The following is a 20,706-nucleotide window of genomic DNA, read 5'->3' on the forward strand; positions in this document are numbered from 1 at the left end:
AGCCGGGCACGGAGGAATTCGCTCCCTCGCGGTGGGCGTGTACTGGATGCGCCGGTGCGGGATCGGTAGCAGACTCGGGGACGTCAGACAGCGGGACTCCCACAAAGGAGCGCACCATGCTCACCACCCGTTTCGTCACAGGCTCCCCGAACTGGCTCGACCTTGCCGCGCCCGACATCGAGGCGGCGAACGCCTTCTACGGTGGCCTGTTCGGCTGGACCTTCCAGTCGGCAGGCCCCGAGGCCGGCGGCTACGGCATGTATCAGCTGGACGGCAAGACCGTCGCGGGCGGCATGACGGTCAGCCCCGAGCAGGGCGGCCCGGGCTGGACCCTCTACTTCCAGTCGCCCGACGCCGACGCCATGGCCAAGGCGGTCGAGCAGGGCGGCGGCGCGGTGCTGTTCGAGCCGATGGACGTCTTCGACCTGGGCCGCATGGCGGTCTTCAACGACCCGGCGGGCGCGGGCTTCGGGATCTGGCAGCCGGGCCGGAACAAGGGCCTGGACGTCGTCAACGACCCCAACACGCTGTGCTGGGCGGAGCTGTACACCGACGACCCGGGCGCGGGCCTCAACTTCTACAGCGGAGTGTTCGGCTGGGAGACATCGACGATGCCGCTGCCGGACGGTACGGGGTCGTACACGATGGTCAACCCGGCGGGCGCGGGCGCGGAGGCGATGTTCGGCGGCATCGTCCCGCCGGCCGCGGATCCGGTGGAGACGGACGGTCCCTACTGGCTGCCGTACTTCGAGGTCGAGGACTGCGACGCGTCGGTGGCCAAGGCGCAGCAGCTGGGCGGCAAGGTCAGGATGGCCCCGGTTGACATGGAGGGCGTTGGCCGCTTCGCGAAACTGGCGGACCCGGCGGGGGCGCGCTTCGCGGTGATGCAGGGGGTGCAGCAGGAGGACTGATTGTGGGGCGGTGGCCGAGAGAGGCGTGGGGTCGTTGATGCTTCATTGACCCGGTGTTTATCGGCAAGGGGGAACGTGTCCCGCATGCCGATCAACACCATCACCGACCAAGAACTCTCCTGGCAGGAGACCGCGCTGTGCGCCCAGGCGGGACCGGAATTCTTCTTCCCGGCCCCTGGCTCGTCGACGCGTGAGGCGAAGCAGTTGTGCGGGGCGTGCGAGGGGCGAGTGGCGTGCCTGGAGTACGCGCTGGCTCACGACGAGCGATTCGGGGTGTGGGGAGGGCTGTCGGAGAAGGAGCGGTACCGCCTCAAGCGTGCGCAGAGCTGAGCCTGGCGGAGGTGGCAGATCCATGGACTTGGGCACGACGCGAACGGGGGAGTGCCCGTCGAGGAAGCCGCTCCTGGAAGGCCCGTCGTCGTCCAGTAGCGCCTGGAAGATCCCCGCGCGGGTGCCGAACCGGCGGAACAACGTCCCCTTGCCCAGGCCCGCCGTTCGGCCAGCCCGTCCGGGATCCGCCACGAACGCGGCCATCCCCCTGGTCCTTGCCATCGCCGCGCTCACGCTGCGCCTTGCGACCACCTGACTGCACGCCGATCCCCCGCCGGGGAGACAGACCGATGACCGTCACAGGTCACCGCGCAGCCGCCGGGTCAGGATCTCCGGCAAGGGCGGGGTCGTAGCACAGAGGCTGACGCGCCGGTCTCCAGAACCGGAGGACGCTGGTTCGACTCCAGCCGCCCCGCCCCCTCCCCGTCGCACTCGGGCGATGGCACCCGCCATGACGACTCAGCAGGCAGAATCCCCCCATGGCTCACACCCCCCTGCACCAGGCGGACCGCCTGCTGGACGTGCTCGACCCGCTTCCGTACCCGCTGCGCATGCGTGAACTCGCCGCGAAAACAAGGGAGATGAACCAGGCCGAGCTAGGACCACTGCTCGCCGAGCTCGATGAGCGCGGCCCCTATGAGCGTGGTCTCGCCGTTGTTGTGGCGGCTGTGGGCGGGGACGCCGCGTGGGTCGGAGCCCGGCTCGCGGACCCGGACTCGTTCGTTCGCGGCCAGGCCCTGCGGGTGGCCACGAGCCTCGGCGTGCCGGACGACGCTTTCGTCGCCGCTCTCAACGACGCCCCCGCCGCCGTACGCAAGCAGCTGCTGCACGCGATAGTCGCCGCGCGCCGTTCCGCGCTCGCCGACCGCGTCATCGACCGGATCCGGGAGACCTGGGGCGACGTTGAGGCGGCGCGGCTGCTGCCGGGGTGCGGGGCCGGGACCGTCGCGCGGCTGCTGCCCGCCCTGTTCCATGCCGTACGCGGCTGGACAGGGCTCGGCACCCGCCATCCCGGCGTTCTCCTCGACACGGCGGAGCGTAACCTGTCCGCGCTTCCCGAGGCGCTCCGCGACGGCTGGTGGCAGCGGTACGCCGGTGCCGTCGCCTCCGTCACCGCTGCCGAACCGCTACGCGTCATCGATCTGCTCGTACGGCATGGACCCGCGGCCCTGCCCGTCCGGCTGCGCCCGAGCATCCCGGCGCTGACCAGGGCCGACCCGGCGCACGTGGTGGGCATGCTGCTCGCGCCCGAGGGGCACGCCATTCGCCGAGGCACAGCGCTGCGTCCGGCCGCCCTGCGGCACCTGGCACGTCACGCACCTCAGGATCTGCTCGTCGAGCTGGGCCAGGTCATGTCAGCCAACCACGACGAGTACTCCCGGCTCGTCAAAGCCCACCCGCCGGCCCGCCGCGGAGCCTTCCACGAGGCCGTGCTCACGGAGCGCGGGCCCGAGGCGGGGACTGTGAACGCGGAGCTTCTCGACGTACTGCCCCGCAGTTACGTGGCGGGCGAGGCGCGCCGGGCGGCGGACCGGGCCAAGGAGCGTGGAGCGGGCTGGAGTTCGGTGCTGCTCGCCGAGTCCTATCTGCCCGTCGCGCAGGCGCGCGAGCAGCTCGTCGCCGCCACGCACCGTGCGTCGGCGGAGGATCGTGCCGAGGCCTGGCCCCTGCTGATCCGCAATGCCGGGCGCTCCGGCGATCCCCATGCCGTCACCTCCGTACTGCACGAGATGTCTCGGCTGCGAGATGAGCAGGACCCGGTGCGCTCGGCCGCGATGCACGCGCTCGCCGCCACCCCGCCCGCACTGTTCACCGAGGACGCGGAGCCGCACTTCGATCGCGTGGCCACCGACGCCGTGGCAGCTCGCGACTCCTCCCCGGATACCCGCCAGGCGCTGAGCCGCCTCGCCATCGCCGTGCTGCGCGAGCATGCCGCAACCGGCCGGCGGCAGTTGGTGAACTGGGCACTGCGCACCCTCGTACGCATCTCGGGAAGCACCGGCGGCGCCGATCTCGGCCGGCTGGACCGCACCCTGCGGCGTGGTCAGGAGCACGCGGTCTTCGAGGCGCTGCGCCCCTGGATCGAAGCGGGCGCGGAGAAGGCCGACTTCAGCCTCGCCTTCGCGCTCGCCCGCGCGGTCGGCCGCCGCGCGGCCGGAATGCCGGAGTTGCAGGATCTGCTCTGGCAGGCCATACGGTTCGGCGACAACTCCACCGCACAGACCGCAGTCGGGCTCTGGCTCGAACCGTCCGGCGGACGTGACCGGCGAGTGGAGCGGCTCCTGATCCACGAGCCCTCGGCCGCAGTACTCCCCGCTGTCGTACGGGCGTTGAGCACGCGCCGCACCGATCTGCTCGACCGGTTGCTGGGTGACACCGCGCCGTACGGGCGTTTCCTCACCAAGGGCACCCACTGGACCGTGCCGGTGGGCGTCGACGTCCGTCGCTGGACCGCACGACAACAGCGTGCAGCAACCCGCCAGTTGGAGCGCACGGCACACGACGCATCGCTTCCGTTGTACGCGCGTGCGTCCGCTCTCATGTCCGCCGCGCGGATCCCGGACGTGGGCGCGGACGTGGCGCGCCGCTGGACCCGGTCGCCGGACGTGGTGCTCGCGGAGGCGGCCATCGCCGCATTGGCATGGACCGACCGGCCCGCCGAGGTGCTGTCCGAACTGCTCGCCCACGCGGCCGGCGACCGGGCGCGCGTCGCCGTGTACGCGGCCACCCGCGCTTCCCGGTACGCAAGGCCGTCACAGCTCGGCGCGCTGCTGAGCGGCGTACTGGCGCCCGGCACCGCCAAGGTGACCAGCCGGAAGGAGGCCGTACGGCTGGCGGCCACCCGGCTGCCGCTGCCCGAGGCGGCCGGCCTGCTGGCCGACGCGTACGCCATGCGGGGCCAGCACCGGGATGTGCGGGCCGCGTGTGTGAGCTTCGCCGCCCCGCTGCTCGGCGACGAACGGACCTGGCAGCTGCTGAACGAAGCGGCGGCCGGCGACACGGTGCTGCGTACCGCCGTGCTCCGGGTCCTGCCGATGGATCTGCCGGAACCTGACCGGCCCCGCTACGCCCGCCTGGTCCGGGAGGTGTGCGACACCGAGGACACGGAGCTCGCCGCCCTCGCGTACGAGGCGGTCGCGCGCTGGGTGCCCTGGTCGCCCGATGCGTCGGCCGTCCTGGTGGCCGCGGTCACCCAGCTGGACAAGCGGCAGTCCTGGCGCGCCGCCGCGGACGGGCTCGCCTCCGCCGCGCCTTCCGGCCCGGAAGCAGGCCGTGCCGTGGAGCGCGCGCTCCAGGCGCTGGTCACGGCCGATACGGTGGCCGTGGATGACGCGTTCGAGGCGTTCGACGCGGGGACCGACCGGGACCGGCCCGCGTGCCGACGTGTCGAATACCTCGTGGCGCGGTTCTCCCGGGAGACCGTGTCGCGGCCCGGCGCGCTGCGCCCGGTGCTGACGGCTGCCGCGGAGCTGCTGGCGCGCCACGACGCCTTCGTCCCGCAGGCCGCGGCCCTGCTGGTGGAATCCCTTGACCTGAACGCGGAACCGCCAGAGCTGCACGCTGCTTTCGACCGGCTGGTCAGCCTCCATGAGGGCCGCCCCGCACTCGCCGTGCGCACCGCCGGCGTACTGGAGAAGCGGATCGGCGGCAGCCAGCGGCCCGGCGACACCGGGACGCTGCTCGCCGCCGCCAGGCAGCTCGCTGATGCCGGCGGCCACACGGAGGGTCTCTTCGCCGTCACGGTCGTCTCGGCCGGCGGCTCACGCACCTCCTGGACCGAGCCGTGGCGGGTCCAGCTGCGGAAGCTGCGCCGCCATGCGGATGCGGACGTGCGCGATGCGGCCCTGGGCAGGGTGACGGCGTACGAATGACCCGAGCGGCCGAGGGAGCGGCCGGGACGGTCAGCTTGCCGCCCGCGCCGCCATCCGCGCCTTGCGCGCCGCGAGCTTCTCGTCGAACTTGCTCGCCTCGGAGTCCAGCCCGCCCATGTACAGGCCGAGCTCCTCCTGCGCCTTCAGGCCCTCCGGGCCGAGACCGTCGATGTCCAGGACCTTGAGGAAGCGCAGCACGGGCTGGAGCACGTCGTCGTGGTGGATCCGCATGTTGTAGATCTCGCCGATCGCCATCTGCGCGGCGGCCCGCTCGAAGCCCGGCATGCCGTGTCCCGGCATCCGGAAGTTGACCACAACGTCACGCACGGCCTGCATCGTCAGATCGGGGGCGAGCTCGAAGGCCGCGCCCAGCAGATTCCGGTAGAAGACCATGTGCAGGTTCTCGTCGGTCGCGATCCGCGCCAGCATCCGGTCGCAGACGGGGTCGCCCGACTGGTGGCCGGTGTTGCGGTGCGAGACGCGCGTGGCGAGCTCCTGGAAGGCGACGTACGCGACCGAGTGCAGCATCGAGTGGCGGTTGTCGGACTCGAAGCCCTCCGCCATGTGCGCCATCCGGAACTCCTCCAGCTTGTCCGGGTCGACAGCGCGGGAGGTGAGCAGGTAGTCGCGCATCACAATGCCGTGCCGGCCCTCCTCCGCCGTCCAGCGGTGCACCCAGGTGCCCCAGGCGCCGTCGCGGCCGAAGAGGCTGGCGATCTCGTGGTGGTAGCTGGGGAGGTTGTCTTCGGTCAGCAGGTTCACGACCAGCGCGATCTTGCCGATGTCGGTGACCTTGGACTGCTCGGGCTCCCAGGCCTGGCCGTCCTCGAAGAAGCCGGGGAAGTTGCGGCCGTCGGTGAACGGGACGTACTCGTGCGGCATCCAGTCCTTGGCGACCTTGAGATGGCGGTTCAGTTCCTTCTCCACCACCTCTTCCAGCGCGTACAGCAGCCGGGCGTCAGTCCACGCTTCCGAGCTGCCGAGGTGGGGAGAGGTGATCGTCACTGGTACTCCTGGGGGACGGGAGAGCTACTTACGGATTCGTAGGTTACGACACCGTAGGTTAAAGGGGCAGTAAGCCGTCGGCCAAGCCCCCGATCCCGGATATCCGGTTACGTTCCGTTATGCGTACAGGTCACGGAGGCGTACGGAAAGGCAGGTCACGCAGCCTTCGAGCTTCTCGAACTCACTGATGTCCACCGTCACGGGCTGGTAGCCGAGATCCGTGAACAGCTCCGCCGTCTTCGGCGCGCTCGCCGCCATCAGCAGCCTCCCGCCGCCGAGCAGCACCACATGGGCGCCGGACTCCTCGGGCACCGGGAGGTGGCGGGGGAAGACGGACGGGGTGTCGACCAGCGGCGGGTAGCCGATGACGGTGGTGTCCGGCAGGGCGGTCACCGCCGACTTCAGGTGCAGCACCTTGCTCACGGGCACGGGCACGACGCCGGCGCCGAGCGGTTCGAAGACGGCGCGCAGCTGCTGCACCCCCGCCGCGTTCGTCCGGCCGCCGCGGCCCACATAGATCGTGTCGCCGATCTTGAGGACGTCGCCGCCGTCGAGGGTGCCCGGCTCCCACACCCAGTTCACCGAGCAGCCGAGACGGGCGAGGGTCTCCTCGACGGCCGTCGTCTCCGGCCTGCGGGACTCGGCGCCCGGGCGGGCGATCAGCGCGACATTGCGGAACATCACCACCGTGTCCTCGATGAAGACGCTGTCCGGGCAGTCGTCGGCCGGCTCCGTCTCGACGGTCTGCCAACCGTGCTCACGCAGGGTCTCGGCGTACGTCTCCCACTGCTGGAGCGCCAGACCGGCGTCGACCGGGGAGCGCTCGATATGGGTGACCAGGCCCTCGGCGAGGCGCGGGCTGGGACGGCGGATCAGGGCTTTCCTGCTGGGCACGGGGAGTTCTCCAGGGGGTATCACGGTCCGGTCGGCCCATCATGACGCGCCGTCCAGGGGCGATGGAATCCCCGGCGCGGCGCGAGCGTGAACAGGCGGCGCAAAGGGCCACGGAACGGGCGGCGGCGGTGGCGCCCGATCTCGCGGCAGGCATTCTCGTGGTGACCACGTCCCGAGACCGGACCTCCGCCTCCGCTGTGACCTGCACCTTTACTCCATCGGCAGCTCACCCTCCCGTACCTCGTCCGCGGTGATGTCACGGAGTTCGCCGTCCAGCAGCAGCCAGCGCGTGATGCCGATCGACTCCAGGAAGGGCACATCGTGACTCGCCACGATCAGCGCCCCCTCGTACGACTCCAGAGCCGCGGTCAGTTTCCGCACGCTCGCCATGTCCAGATTGTTCGTCGGCTCGTCGAGCATCAGCAGCTGCGGCGCCGGCTCGGCGAGCAGCAGTGCGGCGAGCGCCGCGCGGAACCGCTCTCCGCCCGACAGCGTCCCGGCGAGCTGGTCGGCGCGCGCGCCCCGGAACAGGAAGCGCGCGAGCCGCGCCCTGATCCGGTTGTTGGTGGCCTCCGGCGCGAACCGCGCCACGTTCTCCACCACGCTCAGCCCGTCGTCCAGCACATCGAGCCGCTGCGGCAGAAAGCGCAGCGGGACCTCGGCCACCGCCTCGCCTGCGACCGGCGCCAGCTCGCCGGTGATCGTGCGCAACAGAGTCGTCTTGCCCGCTCCATTGCGGCCGACCAGCGCGATCCGCTCGGGGCCGCGGATCTCGAACTCTCCCTTCGCCTCGGCTCCGTAGCGCAGCCGCAGCTCGCTCAGCCGCAGTACGCCCCGGCCCGGATGGACCTTGGTGTACGGCAGCTCAATACGGATCTCGTCGTCGTCCCGGACCGCGTCCGCAGCCTCGTCGAGCCGCTCCTTCGCCTCGGCGAGCTTCTCCGTGTGCATGATGCGGTGCTTGCCCGCCGACTCCTGGGCCGCGCGTTTGCGCGCACCCATGACGATCTTCGGCTCACGCTTGGCGTCCCACATCTTCTGTCCGTACCGCTTGCGACGGGCCAACTTGACGTGGGCGTCGGCCAGTTCACGCTTCTGCCGCTGTACGTCGGCCTCGGCGACGCGCACCATGCGCTCCGCGGCCTCCTGTTCGACGGCGAGCGCCTCCTCGTACGCGGAGAAGTTTCCGCCGTACCACGTGACCTCTCCGTCGTGCAGATCGGCGATCTGGTCGACCAGCTCGAGCAGTTCACGGTCGTGGCTGACGACGACCATCACACCGGACCAGGCGGCGACCGCCTCGTACAGCCGTCTGCGCGCGTAAAGGTCGAGATTGTTCGTCGGCTCGTCGAGCAGCAGCACATCCGGCCTGGCCAGCAGCAGAGCGGCCAGCCGCAGCAGGACGCCCTCGCCGCCCGACACCTCGCCGATGGTCCGGTCGAGGCTGATATGCCCGAGCCCGAGCCGGTCGAGGGTGGCGCGTGCCCGCTCCTCGACGTCCCAGTCGTCGCCGACCGCCGTGAAGTGCTCCTCGCTCGGATCGCCCGCTTCGATGGCGTGCAGTGCGGCGCGCGTCCCGGCGATGCCCAGCACTTCGTCGACACGCAGCGCGGTGTCGAGCACCAGGTTCTGCGGCAGGTAGCCGACCTCGCCCGTGGTGCGCACCGTTCCGCCCGTCGGCGTCAGGTCACCGGCGATCAGCCTCAACAGCGTTGATTTTCCAGATCCGTTGAGGCCGATCAGGCCGGTTCTGCCCGGGCCGACCGCCAGTTGGAAGTCGTCGAGTACCCCGGTGCCGTCCGGCCAGGCGAAGGTGAGGGAGGAGCAGGTGATGTGAGTGGGGACAGTAGACATACGGGTCTCCCGGTTGCGTGGGAAGGGGCGTGGGCAACTGGTGGAGACACCGCGGCGCGGGCGGGCCCGGTCGGGGAGGACGGCTCGAACGCCGAGGTCGCACGCGAAGCGCACAGCATGCTTGAAGAAGCTGTGACGCACGGTGTCTCAAGACCTCAGACGAGCAACGTCCTACTCCAATCGACGACAACAGGACCGCTGTACACCGTACGAGGCGGTTCTGGAGACGTCAACGAATTATCGTGAGCGGGGACCAAGGAGGGGACAAGGAGAGGACAAGGAGAGGACAAGGAGAGGACAAGGAGGCGTCGCCGTGCCCAATGGATCGCTTTCGCTCGCCGCCCGGCTCTACGACTGCACCTTCTTCGACAGCCGGCACGGCCTCGCCATGAGCGACCCGGTGGACGGCAAGTACCGCATCCTGTCCACCGGCGACGGCGGAAAGTCGTGGAAGGTACTTCCGAACGCCGGTATGCCGGCGGCGCTGCCGGGCGAGGCGGCCTTCGCCGCCAGCGGCCAGTGCCTTGTCAGCTCAGGGCCGAGGGACGTCTGGCTGGCGACCGGCGGCGGCGCCACGGCGCGCGTGCTGCATCCGCCGACCGCGGCCTGAACTGGACCGTCGCCGAATCGACCGTTCCGGCCGGGGATCCGGCGCGGGGGGTGTTCGGGCTCGCCTTCCGTGACCGTGCCCATGGCATCGCCGTCGGCGGCGACTACCGCGGCGGCCAGGCGTCCCCGAACGCCGGAGCGGTCAGTGGGGACGGCGGCCGCAGCTGGCAGCAGTCGAAGACACCCCCGCCGTCCTACCGTTCCGGCGTGGCCTGGCTGCCGCACAGCAGGTCGGTCGCGCTCGCCGTCGGACCGACCGGGACCGATCTGACACTGGACGCCGGCCGCGCGAGAAGGGCCGCGTCGCCCGGCTGGAGTTCTAGGCCCTGACGGGGCCTAGCTAGGCGCTACGAGGGCAACTGCTGCTTGTACGGGGCGAGTTCCGGCGCGGTCTTCGTCGCGATGAACTCCGTGATCCGGTACTCGCACACACCGCCGACCGTGAATGGGTCGGCCGCCGCGATCTCCTCGATCCGCGCGCGGTCGTCCCCGACGGCCAGGATCACCCCGCCGTCACGTGGGTTCTTGCGGCCCGACGCGATGAACACGCCCTCCTCGTACAGCGCGTCCAGCCAGGCCACATGTGCCTCGAGGAGCTCGTCGACGCGCTCGACCGGTGCGGTGTAGGTCAATTCCAGTACGAACATGATCGCCAGGCTACGGCACGACGACATCGGGCCGATCGACAGAGCCGGCGGGACGCCCGGATCGACAACGCACCAGGGGACTGCGCGGCGGCCGGTCGTAGGGTGGGCGGCATCATGAAGATCATCGAGACGCCCGCCGACTGGCCCGCCGACGAGAGTGCGGCCCTGGCCGTCCAGGACGAGCTGCGCACGCGCGTCGTCCTGGACGAGCCGGGGCCGGAGCCGGGTACGGGCCTGGTGACCGGCGTTGATGTGGCGTACGACGACGAGCGCGATGTCGTCGCCGCGGCGGCCGTCGTCCTGGACGCCACGACGCTCACCGTCGTCGAGGAGGCCACCGCGGTGGGCCGGGTCGCCTTCCCCTACGTGCCCGGGCTGCTGGCCTTCCGGGAGATCCCGGCCGTGCTCGCCGCCCTGGAGTCCCTCACCCGGGACACCGGTCTCGTCGTCTGCGACGGCTACGGCCGGCGCACCCCCGCCGCTTCGGTCTCGCCAGCCATCTCGGCGTGCTGACGGGGCTGCCAGTGATCGGTGTCGCCAAGAACCCCTTCGCCTTCAGCTACGGCGAACTCGGGCCGCGGCGAGGCGACTTCGCGGCGCTGCGCGCGGACGATGGCGAGGAGGTCGGCCGGGCGCTGCGCACCCAGGACGGCGTCAAGCCGGTCTTCGTCTCCGTCGGCCACCGCACGACGCTCGACAACGCCTGCGCGCACACCCTCCGCCTCGCGCCCGGCTACCGGCTCCCGGAGAGCACGCGATTGGCCGACCGGCTGTGCCGGCGCGCCCTGGCGGAGGCGACTGCGTAGGTGCCCGGGCAGCGAAGCGAGTACCTGGGTACCAGGGCCCGCGAACTGAGTATCTGAGCGGATGTCAGGAACTGGGCGCGATCGGCATCCTCTCCGGCATGACGACTCAGACGACGCACAGCGCAATCGAGACCACCACCCACCCCGTCGAGCGCATCGTGACGGCCGTGCTCGTCCTGGCCGCCCTCGCCGGCTTCAGCTGGGTGGGGTCGATGTTCTACGCGGCGCTGACCGGCTGACCTGCCGCACGTATTCGCGGTCGGCTCCCGGGCTCATCAGCGCGTGGCGGCCACCCGGAACCGGATGCCGGCCGCCCGCAGCCGCTCCAGCAGCGCATCTCCCATCGCGACCGCCGTCGTGACCTGCCCCGCGGTGTCGGGCAGTTGGTCGAAGGCCAGGCACAGTGCCGATTCGGCGAGCATCTTCGCCGTCTCGTCGTAGCCCGGATCGCCGCCCGACACCTCCGTGAACACCGTGCGGCCGCCGCCCTCGCCGACGAAACGCACCGAGAACCAGCTCTTCGCCCTGCGCCGCTCGTCCGGACCCGCACCCGGCTTGATCCGGTCCGACAACCAGCGCCGGGCAGGCGGCAGTTGAGCCAGACCGAAGAGCGCGCCCACGGCCGCCGTACCACCCGCCGCCATGGGAAGCGTGCGGACCGCCGCGTAGTGCCGGTAGCGGAAGTCCGGACCGTACCGCGGCAGTGCCCGCGCCGAGCGGGCGACGATCTGCGGGTCCACCGTCGGCAGCGGCAGCGCCCATGCGCCGGTCTCCCGGCTGAACCGCGGCCCGCCGAGCGGGGCCCGCGCCCGCCGTCCCACCAGCCGCGGCTCGTGCAGCCGCCGGTCGTGCGCGGCCCGCAGCATCTGCCGGCCACGGCCCATCGCGGTGAGCGCGGAGGCGAACGTCCCGCCGGAGAGGGTGGCGTTCGAGCGTACGAATCCGTCGACGCGCAGCGGCACGTCCTTGGGAAGGTGCTGGACGGTGAAGTACGCCCCCAGGTCGTGCGGGACGGAGTCGAAGCCGCAGGCGTGGACGAGCCGCGCCCCGGTCTCCCGGGCCCGTGCGTCATGGCGTACGTACATCAGGTCCACGAACTCGGCCTCGCCGGTCAGGTCGACGTAGTCGGTGCCGGCCTCCGCGCAGGCGGCGACCAGCGGCTCGCCGTACCAGAGGTAGGGGCCGACCGTCGTTGCCACCACATGGGTGGACTCGGTGAGTTCGCGCAGCGCTTCGGGGTCGTCCGCGTCCGCCTCGATCAGCGGCAGCTCTGCGCAGCCGGGATGCTCGGCGGCAAGCCGCTCACGCAGCCGCTCCAGCTTCTGCCGGCTGCGGCCCGCGACGGCCCAGCGGCATCCGGAGGGCGCGTGCGCCGCGAGGTACTCCGCGGTGAGCACGCCGACGAAGCCCGTCGCTCCGAAGAGCACGATGTCGTACGGGCGCTGCGCGCGACCGGTCCCGTTCTGCCTGTTCAATGGCCCCTCCGCCGTTGCCCCGCGGTCGTGTCGGTGGCTGAGGCTAGCGTGCGAACGGGGTCGGGAAGAAGATGCGTTTCCCATCGGTAACCTGCCGGGCCGCGCGGCCGGATCGTCCGCCACGCCGGGGCGCCAGGACGATCCGGGCGTGCCGCCGTACGGGAGTAGGGTGCGGACAATTCTAAGCGCTTGCTCGGCCCAGGCCTTGTGCCGAGTGGAACGCGTTCTTACCATCGCTGGTGTTACATCAGTTGTGTCACAGTGCTGGGGGCTTGATGACAGCGACGGGCAACGGCCCGCTGGCCGGAGTGCGAGTGGTCGAACTGGCGGGCATCGGGCCCGGTCCGTTCGCCGCCATGCTCCTGGCCGACCTCGGCGCCGATGTCGTACGGGTCGACCGGCCCGGCGGCTCGGGGCTGAACATCGATCCGGCGTACGACCTCACCAACCGCAACAAGCGATCCGTGCTGATCGACCTCAAGGCGGCGGACGGCCCCGGCCAGGTCCTCGATCTGGTCGAGCGGGCAGACGTACTGATCGAGGGCTACCGCCCCGGTGTCGCCGAACGGCTCGGCGTCGGGCCGCAGCAGTGCCTCGCCCGCAATCCGCGCCTGGTGTACGGGCGGATGACCGGCTGGGGCCAGGAGGGACCGCTCGCCCAGCGCGCCGGACACGACATCGCGTACATCGCCGTCACCGGCACCCTCGGCATGATCGGTAAGCCCGACGAGCCGCCGGCCGTCCCGGCCAACCTCGTCGGCGACTACGCCGGCGGCTCGCTCTATCTTGTCGTCGGAGTGCTCGCAGCCCTGCAGCATGCCCGCAGTGAGGGCGGGGCCGGCCAGGTCGTGGACGCGGCGATCGTCGACGGGGCCGCCCATCTCGCCACGATGATCCACGGGATGATGGCGGCCGGCGGCTGGCAGGACCGGCGCGGGGCCAATCTGCTCGACGGCGGCTGTCCCTTCTACGGCAACTACGAGACCGCCGACGGCCAGTACATGGCGGTCGGCGCACTGGAGCAGCAGTTCTACAACGAGTTCATCGAGCTGCTCGGCATCAAGGACGAGGCTCCGGCGCGTAAGGACTTCGCCCGCTGGGGTGAGCTGCGCACCGCTGTCGCCGCCCGCTTCAAGACCAGGACGCGCGAGGAGTGGACCGCCGTCTTCGAGGACTCGGACGCCTGTGTCGCCCCGGTGCTCTCGTTGCGGGAAGCCCCCTCGCACCCGCATCTCGCGGCCCGCGGAACCTTCATTGACCACGGCGGACTCACCCAGCCCGCGCCCACCCCCCGCTTCTCCGCCACACCCGGCTCCGTGTACCGGGGCCCCGCCCAGCCTGGCGCCGACACCGCAGAGGTGGCCCGCGACTGGGATCTGCCCGGCCTCGCCGAGCCCGCCGAGGAGGGCAAGAGTTGAAGCGTCAGATCTTCACTGCCGAGCACGACGCGTTCGGCCGGACCGTCCGGACCTTCCTCGCAAAGGAGGTCCTGCCGCACTACGAGCAGTGGGAGAAGGACGGCATCGTCAGCCGGGACGCCTGGCTGGCCGCGGGGAGGCAGGGACTGCTCGGACTCGCCGTGCCCGAGGAGTACGGAGGCGGTGGGAACGCCGACTTCCGCTACAGCGCCGTCCTGGCCGAGGAGTTCACCCGGGCGGGCGCGGCCGGGCTCGCGCTCGGACTCCACAACGACATCATCGGCCCCTACCTCACCGGCCTCGCGACCGATGAGCAGAAGCGGCGCTGGCTGCCCGGCTTCTGCAGCGGCGAGATCATTACCGCCATCGCGATGACCGAACCGGGTGCGGGCTCCGACCTGCAGGGCATCCGTACCACCGCCGAGGACCGTGGCGACCACTGGATTCTCAACGGCTCCAAGACCTTCATCTCCAACGGCATCCTCGCCGACCTGGTGGTCGTCGTCGCCAAGACCAGCCCCGAGGGCGGGGCCAAGGGCCTCTCGCTGCTGGTCGTCGAACGCGGCATGGACGGCTTCGAGCGCGGTCGCAACCTGGACAAGATCGGCCAGAAGTCCCAGGACACGGCCGAGCTGTTCTTCAACGACGTACGCGTCCCCAAGGAGAATCTGCTCGGCGAGCTGAACGGCGCCTTCATCCATCTGATGACCAATCTCGCACAGGAGCGGATGGGCATAGCGGTCGCCGGGATCGCCGCCGCAGAGTATCTGCTCGAGATCACCACTCAGTACGTCAAGGAGCGCGAGGCATTCGGACGGCCGCTCTCCAAGCTTCAGCACATCCGCTTCGAGATCGCCGAAATGGCCACCGAATGCGCCGTCACCCGTACGTTCCTCGATCGCTGCATTGTGGATCACTCGAACGGGGAACTCGACGCCGTACACGCGTCGATGGCCAAGTGGTGGGCCACCGAACTGCAAAAGCGCGTCGCCGACCGCTGCCTGCAATTGCACGGCGGATACGGCTATATGACGGAATACCGCGTCGCCAAGGCTTTCACGGATGGCCGTATCCAGACGATCTACGGCGGCACGACCGAGATCATGAAGGAAATCATCGGCCGTTCTCTTCTCGCCTGACCCTCATTGAAAGGCTGCTGTCTTGAGTACCGAAGCGTATGTGTACGACGCGATCCGCACCCCGCGCGGGCGCGGCAAGGCCAATGGCGCCCTGCACGGCACCAAGCCGATGGACCTCGTGGTCGGTCTGATCCACGAAATCCGCAACCGTTTCCCCGGCCTCGACCCGGCGGCGATCGACGACATCGTGCTCGGTGTCGTAGGCCCTGTCGGGGACCAGGGCTCCGACATCGCCCGTATCTCGGCCATCGCTGCCGGGCTGCCCGACACGGTCGCGGGCGTACAGGAGAACCGCTTCTGTGCCTCCGGGCTCGAAGCCGTCAACATGGCGGCGATGAAGGTCCGTTCGGGCTGGGAGGACCTGGTGCTCGCGGGCGGCGTCGAGTCGATGTCGCGGGTGCCGATGGCCTCCGACGGTGGCGCCTGGTTCGCAGACCCGATGACCAACTACGAGACGGGCTTCGTCCCGCAGGGCATCGGCGCCGACCTCATCGCCACCATCGAGGGCTTCTCCCGCCGCGACGTCGACGAGTACGCCGCGCTCTCCCAGGAGCGGGCCGCCGACGCCTGGAAGGACGGCCGCTTCGACCGCTCCGTCGTCCCCGTCCGCGACCGCAACGGCCTGGTCGTCCTCGACCACGACGAGCACCTGCGCCCCGGCACCACCGCGGACAGCCTCGCCGCGCTCAAGCCCTCGTTCGCGGGCATCGGCGAGATGGGCGGCTTCGACGCTGTGGCGCTGCAGAAGTACCACTGGGTGGAGAAGATCGACCACGTACACCACGCGGGCAACTCCTCCGGCATCGTCGACGGCGCGGCGCTCGTCGCCATCGGCACGAAGGAGGTCGGCGAGCGGTACGGACTGACCCCGCGCGCCCGGATCGTCTCCGCCGCGGTCTCCGGCTCCGAGCCGACCATCATGCTCACCGGCCCGGCGCCTGCCACCCGCAAGGCGCTCGCCAAGGCGGGGCTCACGATCGACGACATCGACCTCGTCGAGATCAACGAGGCGTTCGCCGGTGTCGTCCTGCGCTTCGCCCGCGACCTGGACCTCCCGCTGGACAAGATCAACGTCAACGGCGGCGCGATCGCGCTTGGCCACCCGCTCGGCGCCACCGGCGCGATGATCCTCGGCACCGTCATCGACGAACTGGAGCGCCAGGACAAGCGGTACGGCCTCGTCACGCTCTGCGTCGGCGGCGGCATGGGCATCGCGACCGTGGTCGAGCGCCTGTAGCCCTACGGCCCCGGCGCACCGTCCGCCAGGGACGCGCGTGCGCGGTGGCCCCCTCGCGACCTTCCAGGCCCCGGCCCGATCAGACCCTCATGGAGACTTCGCAATGACCGAGAGCACCACCATCCGCTGGGAGCGGAGCGACGACGGCGTCGTCACCCTCGTCCTCGACGACCCCAATCAGTCCGCCAACACGATGAACCAAGCCTTCAAGGCCTCCATCGCGGCGATCGCCGAGCGCGCGGAGGTTGAGAAGGACTCCATCCGCGGCATCATCATCACCTCCGCCAAGAAGACCTTCTTCGCGGGTGGCGATCTCAAGGACATGATCAAGGTTGGTCCGGAGAACGCCCAGCAGGTCTTCGACACCGGCATGGCCATCAAGCACGCCCTGCGCAAGATCGAGACCCTCGGCAAGCCCGTCGTCGCGGCGATCAACGGCGCGGCGCTGGGCGGCGGTTACGAGATCGCCCTCGCCTGCCACCACCGCATCGCACTCGGCGCGCCCGGCTCCAAGATCGGCCTGCCCGAGGTCACCCTCGGCCTGCTCCCGGCGGGCGGCGGCGTCACCCGTACCGTACGGCTGATGGGCATCGCGGACGCGCTGCTGAAGGTGCTGCTGCAGGGGACGCAGTACTCCCCGCAGCGGGCCCTGGACAGCGGCCTGATCCACGAGGTGGCCGCCACCACCGACGAGATGCTCGCCAAGGCGCGCGCCTTCATCGACGCCAACCCCGAGTCCCAGCAGCCCTGGGACGTCAAGGGCTACAAGATCCCCGGCGGCACCCCGTCCAACCCGCGGTTCGCCGCCAACCTTCCCGCCTTCCCCGCGAATCTGAAGAAGCAGACTGCCGGCGCCCCCTACCCCGCCCCGCGCAATATCCTCGCGGCGGCCGTCGAGGGCTCCCAGGTCGACTTCGAGACCGCGCAGACCATCGAGGCGCGGTACTTCACCGAGCTGGTCACCGGCCGGATCGCCAAGAACATGATCCAGGCGTTCTTCTTCGACCTGCAGGCGGTCAACTCCGGCGCCAACCGCCCGGAGGGTATCGAGCCGCGCCCAGTCCGCAAGGTCGCCGTCCTCGGCGCGGGGATGATGGGCGCGGGCATCGCGTACTCCTGCGCCCGCGCCGGCATCGAGGTCGTCCTCAAGGACGTGTCCCTGGATGCGGCCGAGAAGGGCAAGGCCTACTCCGAGCAGCTGCTCGCGAAGGCGCTCTCCCGGGGCCGTACGACCGAGGCCAAGCGGGACGCGCTGCTCGCCCGCATCACGCCCACCGCGGAACCCGCGCATCTCGCGGGCTGCGACGCCGTGATCGAGGCCGTGTTCGAGGACACCGCGCTCAAGCACAAGGTGTTCCAGGAGATCGAGGAGGTCATCGAGCCGGACGCGCTGCTCTGCTCCAACACCTCGACCCTGCCCATCACCGTGCTCTCCGAAGGCGTGTCCCGGCCCGTCGACTTCATCGGGCTGCACTTCTTCTCGCCCGTCGACAAGATGCCGCTCGTCGAGATCATCAAGGGCGAGCGCACCGGCGACGAGGCGCTGGCCCGCGCCTTCGACCTGGTCCGCCAGATCAACAAGACCCCGATCGTCGTCAATGATTCGCGCGGGTTCTTCACCTCGCGCGTGATCGGCCAGTTCATCAACGAGGGCGTGGCGATGGTCGGCGAGGGCGCCGATCCCGCGTCGGTCGAGCAGGCCGCCGCGCAGGCCGGGTACCCGGCGAAGGTGCTTTCGCTGATGGACGAGCTGACGCTCACCCTGCCGCGCAAGATCCGCAACGAGACGAAGCGCGCGATCGAGGAGGCCGGCGGCACCTGGTCCGGGCACCCGGCGGACGCCGTGATCGACCGGATGGTCGACGAGTTCGGGCGTACGGGCCGCAGCGGCGGGGCGGGCTTCTACGAGTACGGCGAGGACGGAAAGCGGACCGGGCTGTGGCCGGGACTGCGCGAGCACTTCACGCGTTCCGGTGTGCACCTGCCCTTTGAGGACATGAAGGAGCGGATGCTCTTCTCGGAGGCGCTGGACTCGGTCCGCTGCCTGGAGGAGAACGTGCTGACGTCGGTCGCCGACGCCAACATCGGCTCCATCATGGGCATCGGCTTCCCGGCCTGGACGGGTGGCGTGCTGCAGTACATCAATGGCTACGAGGGCGGTCTGCCCGGCTTCGTGGACCGCGCCCGGGAGCTCGCCGAGCGGTACGGCGACCGCTTCGACCCACCGGCGCTGCTGGTCGAGAAGGCGGAGCGGGGCGAGAAGTTCAGCGACGAGGCCTGACCGTCGCCGGCCGGGGCCGCCTCCACCGCCGCGTGGTACGACTGCGACGTACCACGCGGCGGGACTACTCCGTGGCGAACGCGGCCCGCAGCTCCTCCTTCAGCGAACGCTGGAACGCGGTCACCAGCGCCTGCACCACCATCGGCTGCATATGGGCGGACAGCGACTTCATCGCCGCGACATGCTCGGGGTCCGACTCCCGCTCGCGGTACGGGCTCCACACCTCGTCGCGGAACAGCCGGGTGAGCTCGTGCGCGGCGGAGCGGGTGTGCTCCAGCAGGACGGTACGGGCGGCAAGGATCGTCTCGTGCGCGATCGGCACGTCCAGCAGCTGCACACCGAGCCGTAGCAGCCCCGGGTCGAGCCGGTAGCCGTCGGCGGCGTCCGCGCCTCCCGAGCGCTCCAGGACGCCCATCGCCGCCAGCCGGTCGATGTCCTCCTCGCTCAGCGACCGCCCCGCACGGCGCTCCAGGTCGGCATGGGACGCCTCCTCGGCCGAGTCCGGCGCCCAGGAGGCCACCAGCGCACGGTGGACGGCGAGATCGTGCGCGCTCAGGTCCTCCGGCAGCTGCTCCAGATAGCGCTCGATCGCGGCGAGGGTCATGCCCTGGTGCTGAAGCTCCTCGATGAGCGCCAGCCGGGACAGATGGCCGGGGCCGTAGTGCCCGACCCGCCGCGGCCCGATCGCCGGGGGAGGCAGCAGCCCGCGCGTGCTGTAGAAGCGAACGGTCCGCACGGTGACCCCGGCCCGCGCGGCCAGCTCGTCGACGGTGAGCGTCGGCTCCTCGGCCTCGGTCGCCATGGGTGCGCCTCACTTTCTCCTCACGCGGTGCAACAGTATTGCTGTCTCACCAGTGTTGTGAAAGTGCCCTACGGATCTGGACGCGCCGGCGGGCGCGGGCGGGATCCAGGGGGCCGCGGCCGGCAGCATCGGTGCCGGGTGTGAATGTGGTGTCGGGCGGGCTCGACGTGCGCAGCCGGAGGAACTGAACAGCACGGCGGGCGTGCCCACTTGGTGGGCACGCCCCGTGTGTCGGTCCTCAGTACACGTTCACACCGTACGCGCTGAGCGCTTCCTTCACCGGCTGGTGGATCGCTGAGCCGTCGGTACCGGAGCAGCCGGAGCTGCCCGAGTGGATACCCAGGGCGGTGGCTCCCGCGAAGTGCGCGCCGCCGCTGTCGCCGCCCGCCGAGCAGGCGGTGGTGCGGACCATGTTGTAGACCGGCCCCTCGCCGTAGTTGACGGTGACGTTCACCGCGGTGACGGTGCCGCTGGTCACCTTGGACGTCGAGCCGCTCTTCCTGATGGCCTGGCCGACGATGGCGTCCGCCGCGGACGTGATGTCCTGGGAACCGCCCTCGTAGAGGTTGACGTCCCCGGCGGGCTGCGAGCTGTTCGTGTACCGGACGAGGCCGTAGTCGTTGGTCGGGAAGCTGGAGCCCACGCTGGTCCCGATGGCCGCGCCGCCGGACGTCGTCGACCATTTGGCGGCCGCGTTGGTGCAGTGGCCCGCCGTCACGAAGTAATGGGCCGTGCCTTTCGAGACGTTGAAGGCTGCCGAGCAGCGGTAGCCGCCGCCGAGGATCGCGTCCCCGCCGAGCACTTCCTTCTTGAGGACGCCGGGCACACGCTTGATCCGCACGGCGTCGCCGAGACCCGCGGCCACCGTCTTCAGCAGCGCCATTGAGCCCGCGGAGACGGTCCGGTCGGCCTCGATCGCGACCTGGTTCGTCGAGGGGTCGATACCCCACGAGGTGCCGGTGATCTTCGCCCGGGCCTCCAGCGTGGCCATGGCCGATTCAAGCTCTGCCGTGCTGTGCTCGACGCGCTTCGCACGTGCGCCGGCGGCCCGGACCTGGTCGGCCGCGGCCTCATCGGTGACGGTGACGACCAGTTCGCCCGTGTCGGCGTCGAGATACGAACCGGCGGTCTGGGCGCCGAGCGCACGTTCGAGGGTGCTGTGCAGGTGGTACTGCATCGCCGAGGGCGTGACGCCCGGATGTGGTTCCGGGGCGGCCGCGGCGGTGCCTGGGCCCAGACCGGCGGCAGGCAGGGCGAGGAGGACGGGAAGGTAGATGCGCGCGCGGAGCGTGCGTCTCATGGGGGGGCTTCTCCTTCGTACGAGTCCGTAGTGGGGGTGCCGAGAAGCAGTCTGGACTGGACCAGTCCGGTGTGCGGGATTCGATCAACCAGGGACCTGTCAAGCAGCCAAGCGCGCGAGAACGCC

15 protein-coding genes, 1 tRNA gene and 2 pseudogenes are annotated in these 20,706 nt (G+C 70.6%); 11 read left to right on the forward strand and 7 right to left on the reverse strand.

The annotated features are described in order from the left end of the window. Nucleotides 1–116: 116 nt before the first annotated feature. The 4 genes from ACWDO5_RS07615 (at nt 117) to ACWDO5_RS07630 (ending at nt 5,113) form a co-directional block, all read left to right on the forward strand. A complete protein-coding gene (locus tag ACWDO5_RS07615) occupies nt 117–911 on the forward strand; it encodes a VOC family protein (RefSeq protein WP_450529265.1) in 795 nt (264 codons plus the stop codon). 84 nt (nt 912–995) lie between these two features. Next, entirely contained in the window at nt 996–1,241 is a 246-nt protein-coding gene (locus ACWDO5_RS07620) for a WhiB family transcriptional regulator (RefSeq protein ID WP_450529267.1), read from the forward strand. Between the two features lie 341 nt (nt 1,242–1,582). Then, nucleotides 1,583–1,658 (forward strand) — tRNA-Trp (locus ACWDO5_RS07625). Between the two features lie 62 nt (nt 1,659–1,720). Continuing rightward, the gene (locus tag ACWDO5_RS07630; protein WP_450529269.1) at nt 1,721–5,113 is read left to right on the forward strand and encodes a hypothetical protein; all 3,393 of its coding nucleotides are present in this window, start codon (nt 1,721–1,723) and stop codon (nt 5,111–5,113) included. A 30-nt stretch (nt 5,114–5,143) separates the two neighbouring features. On the opposite strand, the gene ACWDO5_RS07635 is transcribed toward ACWDO5_RS07630, so the two are convergent. The 3 genes from ACWDO5_RS07635 to ACWDO5_RS07645 all read right to left on the reverse strand — a co-directional run bounded on the left by ACWDO5_RS07635 (nt 5,144) and on the right by ACWDO5_RS07645 (nt 8,866). Beyond that, nucleotides 5,144–6,118, reverse strand: a complete 975-nt coding sequence (locus ACWDO5_RS07635) for an acyl-ACP desaturase (RefSeq protein WP_450529271.1) — start codon at nt 6,116–6,118, stop codon at nt 5,144–5,146. A 117-nt stretch (nt 6,119–6,235) separates the two neighbouring features. Further along, complete coding sequence (ddaH, locus tag ACWDO5_RS07640; RefSeq protein ID WP_450529272.1) at nt 6,236–7,012, reverse strand: dimethylargininase; 777 nt, start codon at nt 7,010–7,012, stop codon at nt 6,236–6,238. 210 nt (nt 7,013–7,222) lie between these two features. Continuing rightward, nucleotides 7,223–8,866, reverse strand: coding sequence for an ABC-F family ATP-binding cassette domain-containing protein (locus ACWDO5_RS07645; RefSeq protein ID WP_450529274.1), 1,644 nt, complete (start codon nt 8,864–8,866; stop codon nt 7,223–7,225). A gap of 346 nt (nt 8,867–9,212) precedes the next feature. Here ACWDO5_RS07645 and ACWDO5_RS07650 point away from each other — a divergent pair. Then, a pseudogene (locus ACWDO5_RS07650) lies at nt 9,213–9,787 on the forward strand (WD40/YVTN/BNR-like repeat-containing protein); the annotation flags it as partial. A gap of 35 nt (nt 9,788–9,822) precedes the next feature. Here the strand turns inward: ACWDO5_RS07650 and ACWDO5_RS07655 are convergent. Next, complete coding sequence (locus ACWDO5_RS07655; protein WP_450529276.1) at nt 9,823–10,122, reverse strand: YciI family protein; 300 nt, start codon at nt 10,120–10,122, stop codon at nt 9,823–9,825. A gap of 114 nt (nt 10,123–10,236) precedes the next feature. On the opposite strand from ACWDO5_RS07655, the pseudogene ACWDO5_RS07660 reads away from it, so the two are divergent. Next, a pseudogene (locus ACWDO5_RS07660) lies at nt 10,237–10,928 on the forward strand (endonuclease V). A 98-nt stretch (nt 10,929–11,026) separates the two neighbouring features. Beyond that, on the forward strand, nt 11,027–11,167 hold the full coding sequence (gene mmpA, locus ACWDO5_RS07665; protein WP_450529277.1) for a morphogenic membrane protein MmpA: 141 nt from the start codon (nt 11,027–11,029) through the stop codon (nt 11,165–11,167). Nucleotides 11,168–11,203: 36 nt separating this feature from the next. Here the strand turns inward: mmpA and ACWDO5_RS07670 are convergent, their stop codons facing one another. After that, on the reverse strand, nt 11,204–12,403 hold the full coding sequence (locus tag ACWDO5_RS07670; protein ID WP_450529278.1) for a saccharopine dehydrogenase family protein: 1,200 nt from the start codon (nt 12,401–12,403) through the stop codon (nt 11,204–11,206). 275 nt (nt 12,404–12,678) lie between these two features. Between ACWDO5_RS07670 and ACWDO5_RS07675 the strand changes: the two genes are divergently transcribed. From ACWDO5_RS07675 to ACWDO5_RS07690, 4 genes are all read left to right on the forward strand, one after another. After that, the gene (locus ACWDO5_RS07675; protein ID WP_450529280.1) at nt 12,679–13,821 is read left to right on the forward strand and encodes a CaiB/BaiF CoA transferase family protein; all 1,143 of its coding nucleotides are present in this window, start codon (nt 12,679–12,681) and stop codon (nt 13,819–13,821) included. Continuing rightward, on the forward strand, nt 13,818–14,960 hold the full coding sequence (locus tag ACWDO5_RS07680) for an acyl-CoA dehydrogenase family protein (RefSeq protein ID WP_450529281.1): 1,143 nt from the start codon (nt 13,818–13,820) through the stop codon (nt 14,958–14,960). The genes ACWDO5_RS07675 and ACWDO5_RS07680 overlap by 4 nt, the downstream gene beginning before the upstream one ends. Nucleotides 14,961–14,982: 22 nt before the next feature. After that, nucleotides 14,983–16,197, forward strand: coding sequence for an acetyl-CoA C-acetyltransferase (locus ACWDO5_RS07685; protein WP_450529282.1), 1,215 nt, complete (start codon nt 14,983–14,985; stop codon nt 16,195–16,197). A 103-nt stretch (nt 16,198–16,300) separates the two neighbouring features. Next, entirely contained in the window at nt 16,301–18,478 is a 2,178-nt protein-coding gene (locus tag ACWDO5_RS07690) for a 3-hydroxyacyl-CoA dehydrogenase NAD-binding domain-containing protein (RefSeq protein WP_450529283.1), read from the forward strand. A gap of 64 nt (nt 18,479–18,542) precedes the next feature. Here ACWDO5_RS07690 and ACWDO5_RS07695 read toward each other — a convergent pair whose 3' ends face one another. Beyond that, complete coding sequence (locus tag ACWDO5_RS07695) at nt 18,543–19,280, reverse strand: MerR family transcriptional regulator (protein WP_450529284.1); 738 nt, start codon at nt 19,278–19,280, stop codon at nt 18,543–18,545. Between the two features lie 238 nt (nt 19,281–19,518). Beyond that, complete coding sequence (locus tag ACWDO5_RS07700) at nt 19,519–20,580, reverse strand: S1 family peptidase (RefSeq protein WP_450529285.1); 1,062 nt, start codon at nt 20,578–20,580, stop codon at nt 19,519–19,521. Nucleotides 20,581–20,706 lie beyond the last annotated feature (126 nt).

The sequence above is a fragment of the Streptomyces sp. NPDC000880 genome (assembly GCF_053599675.1).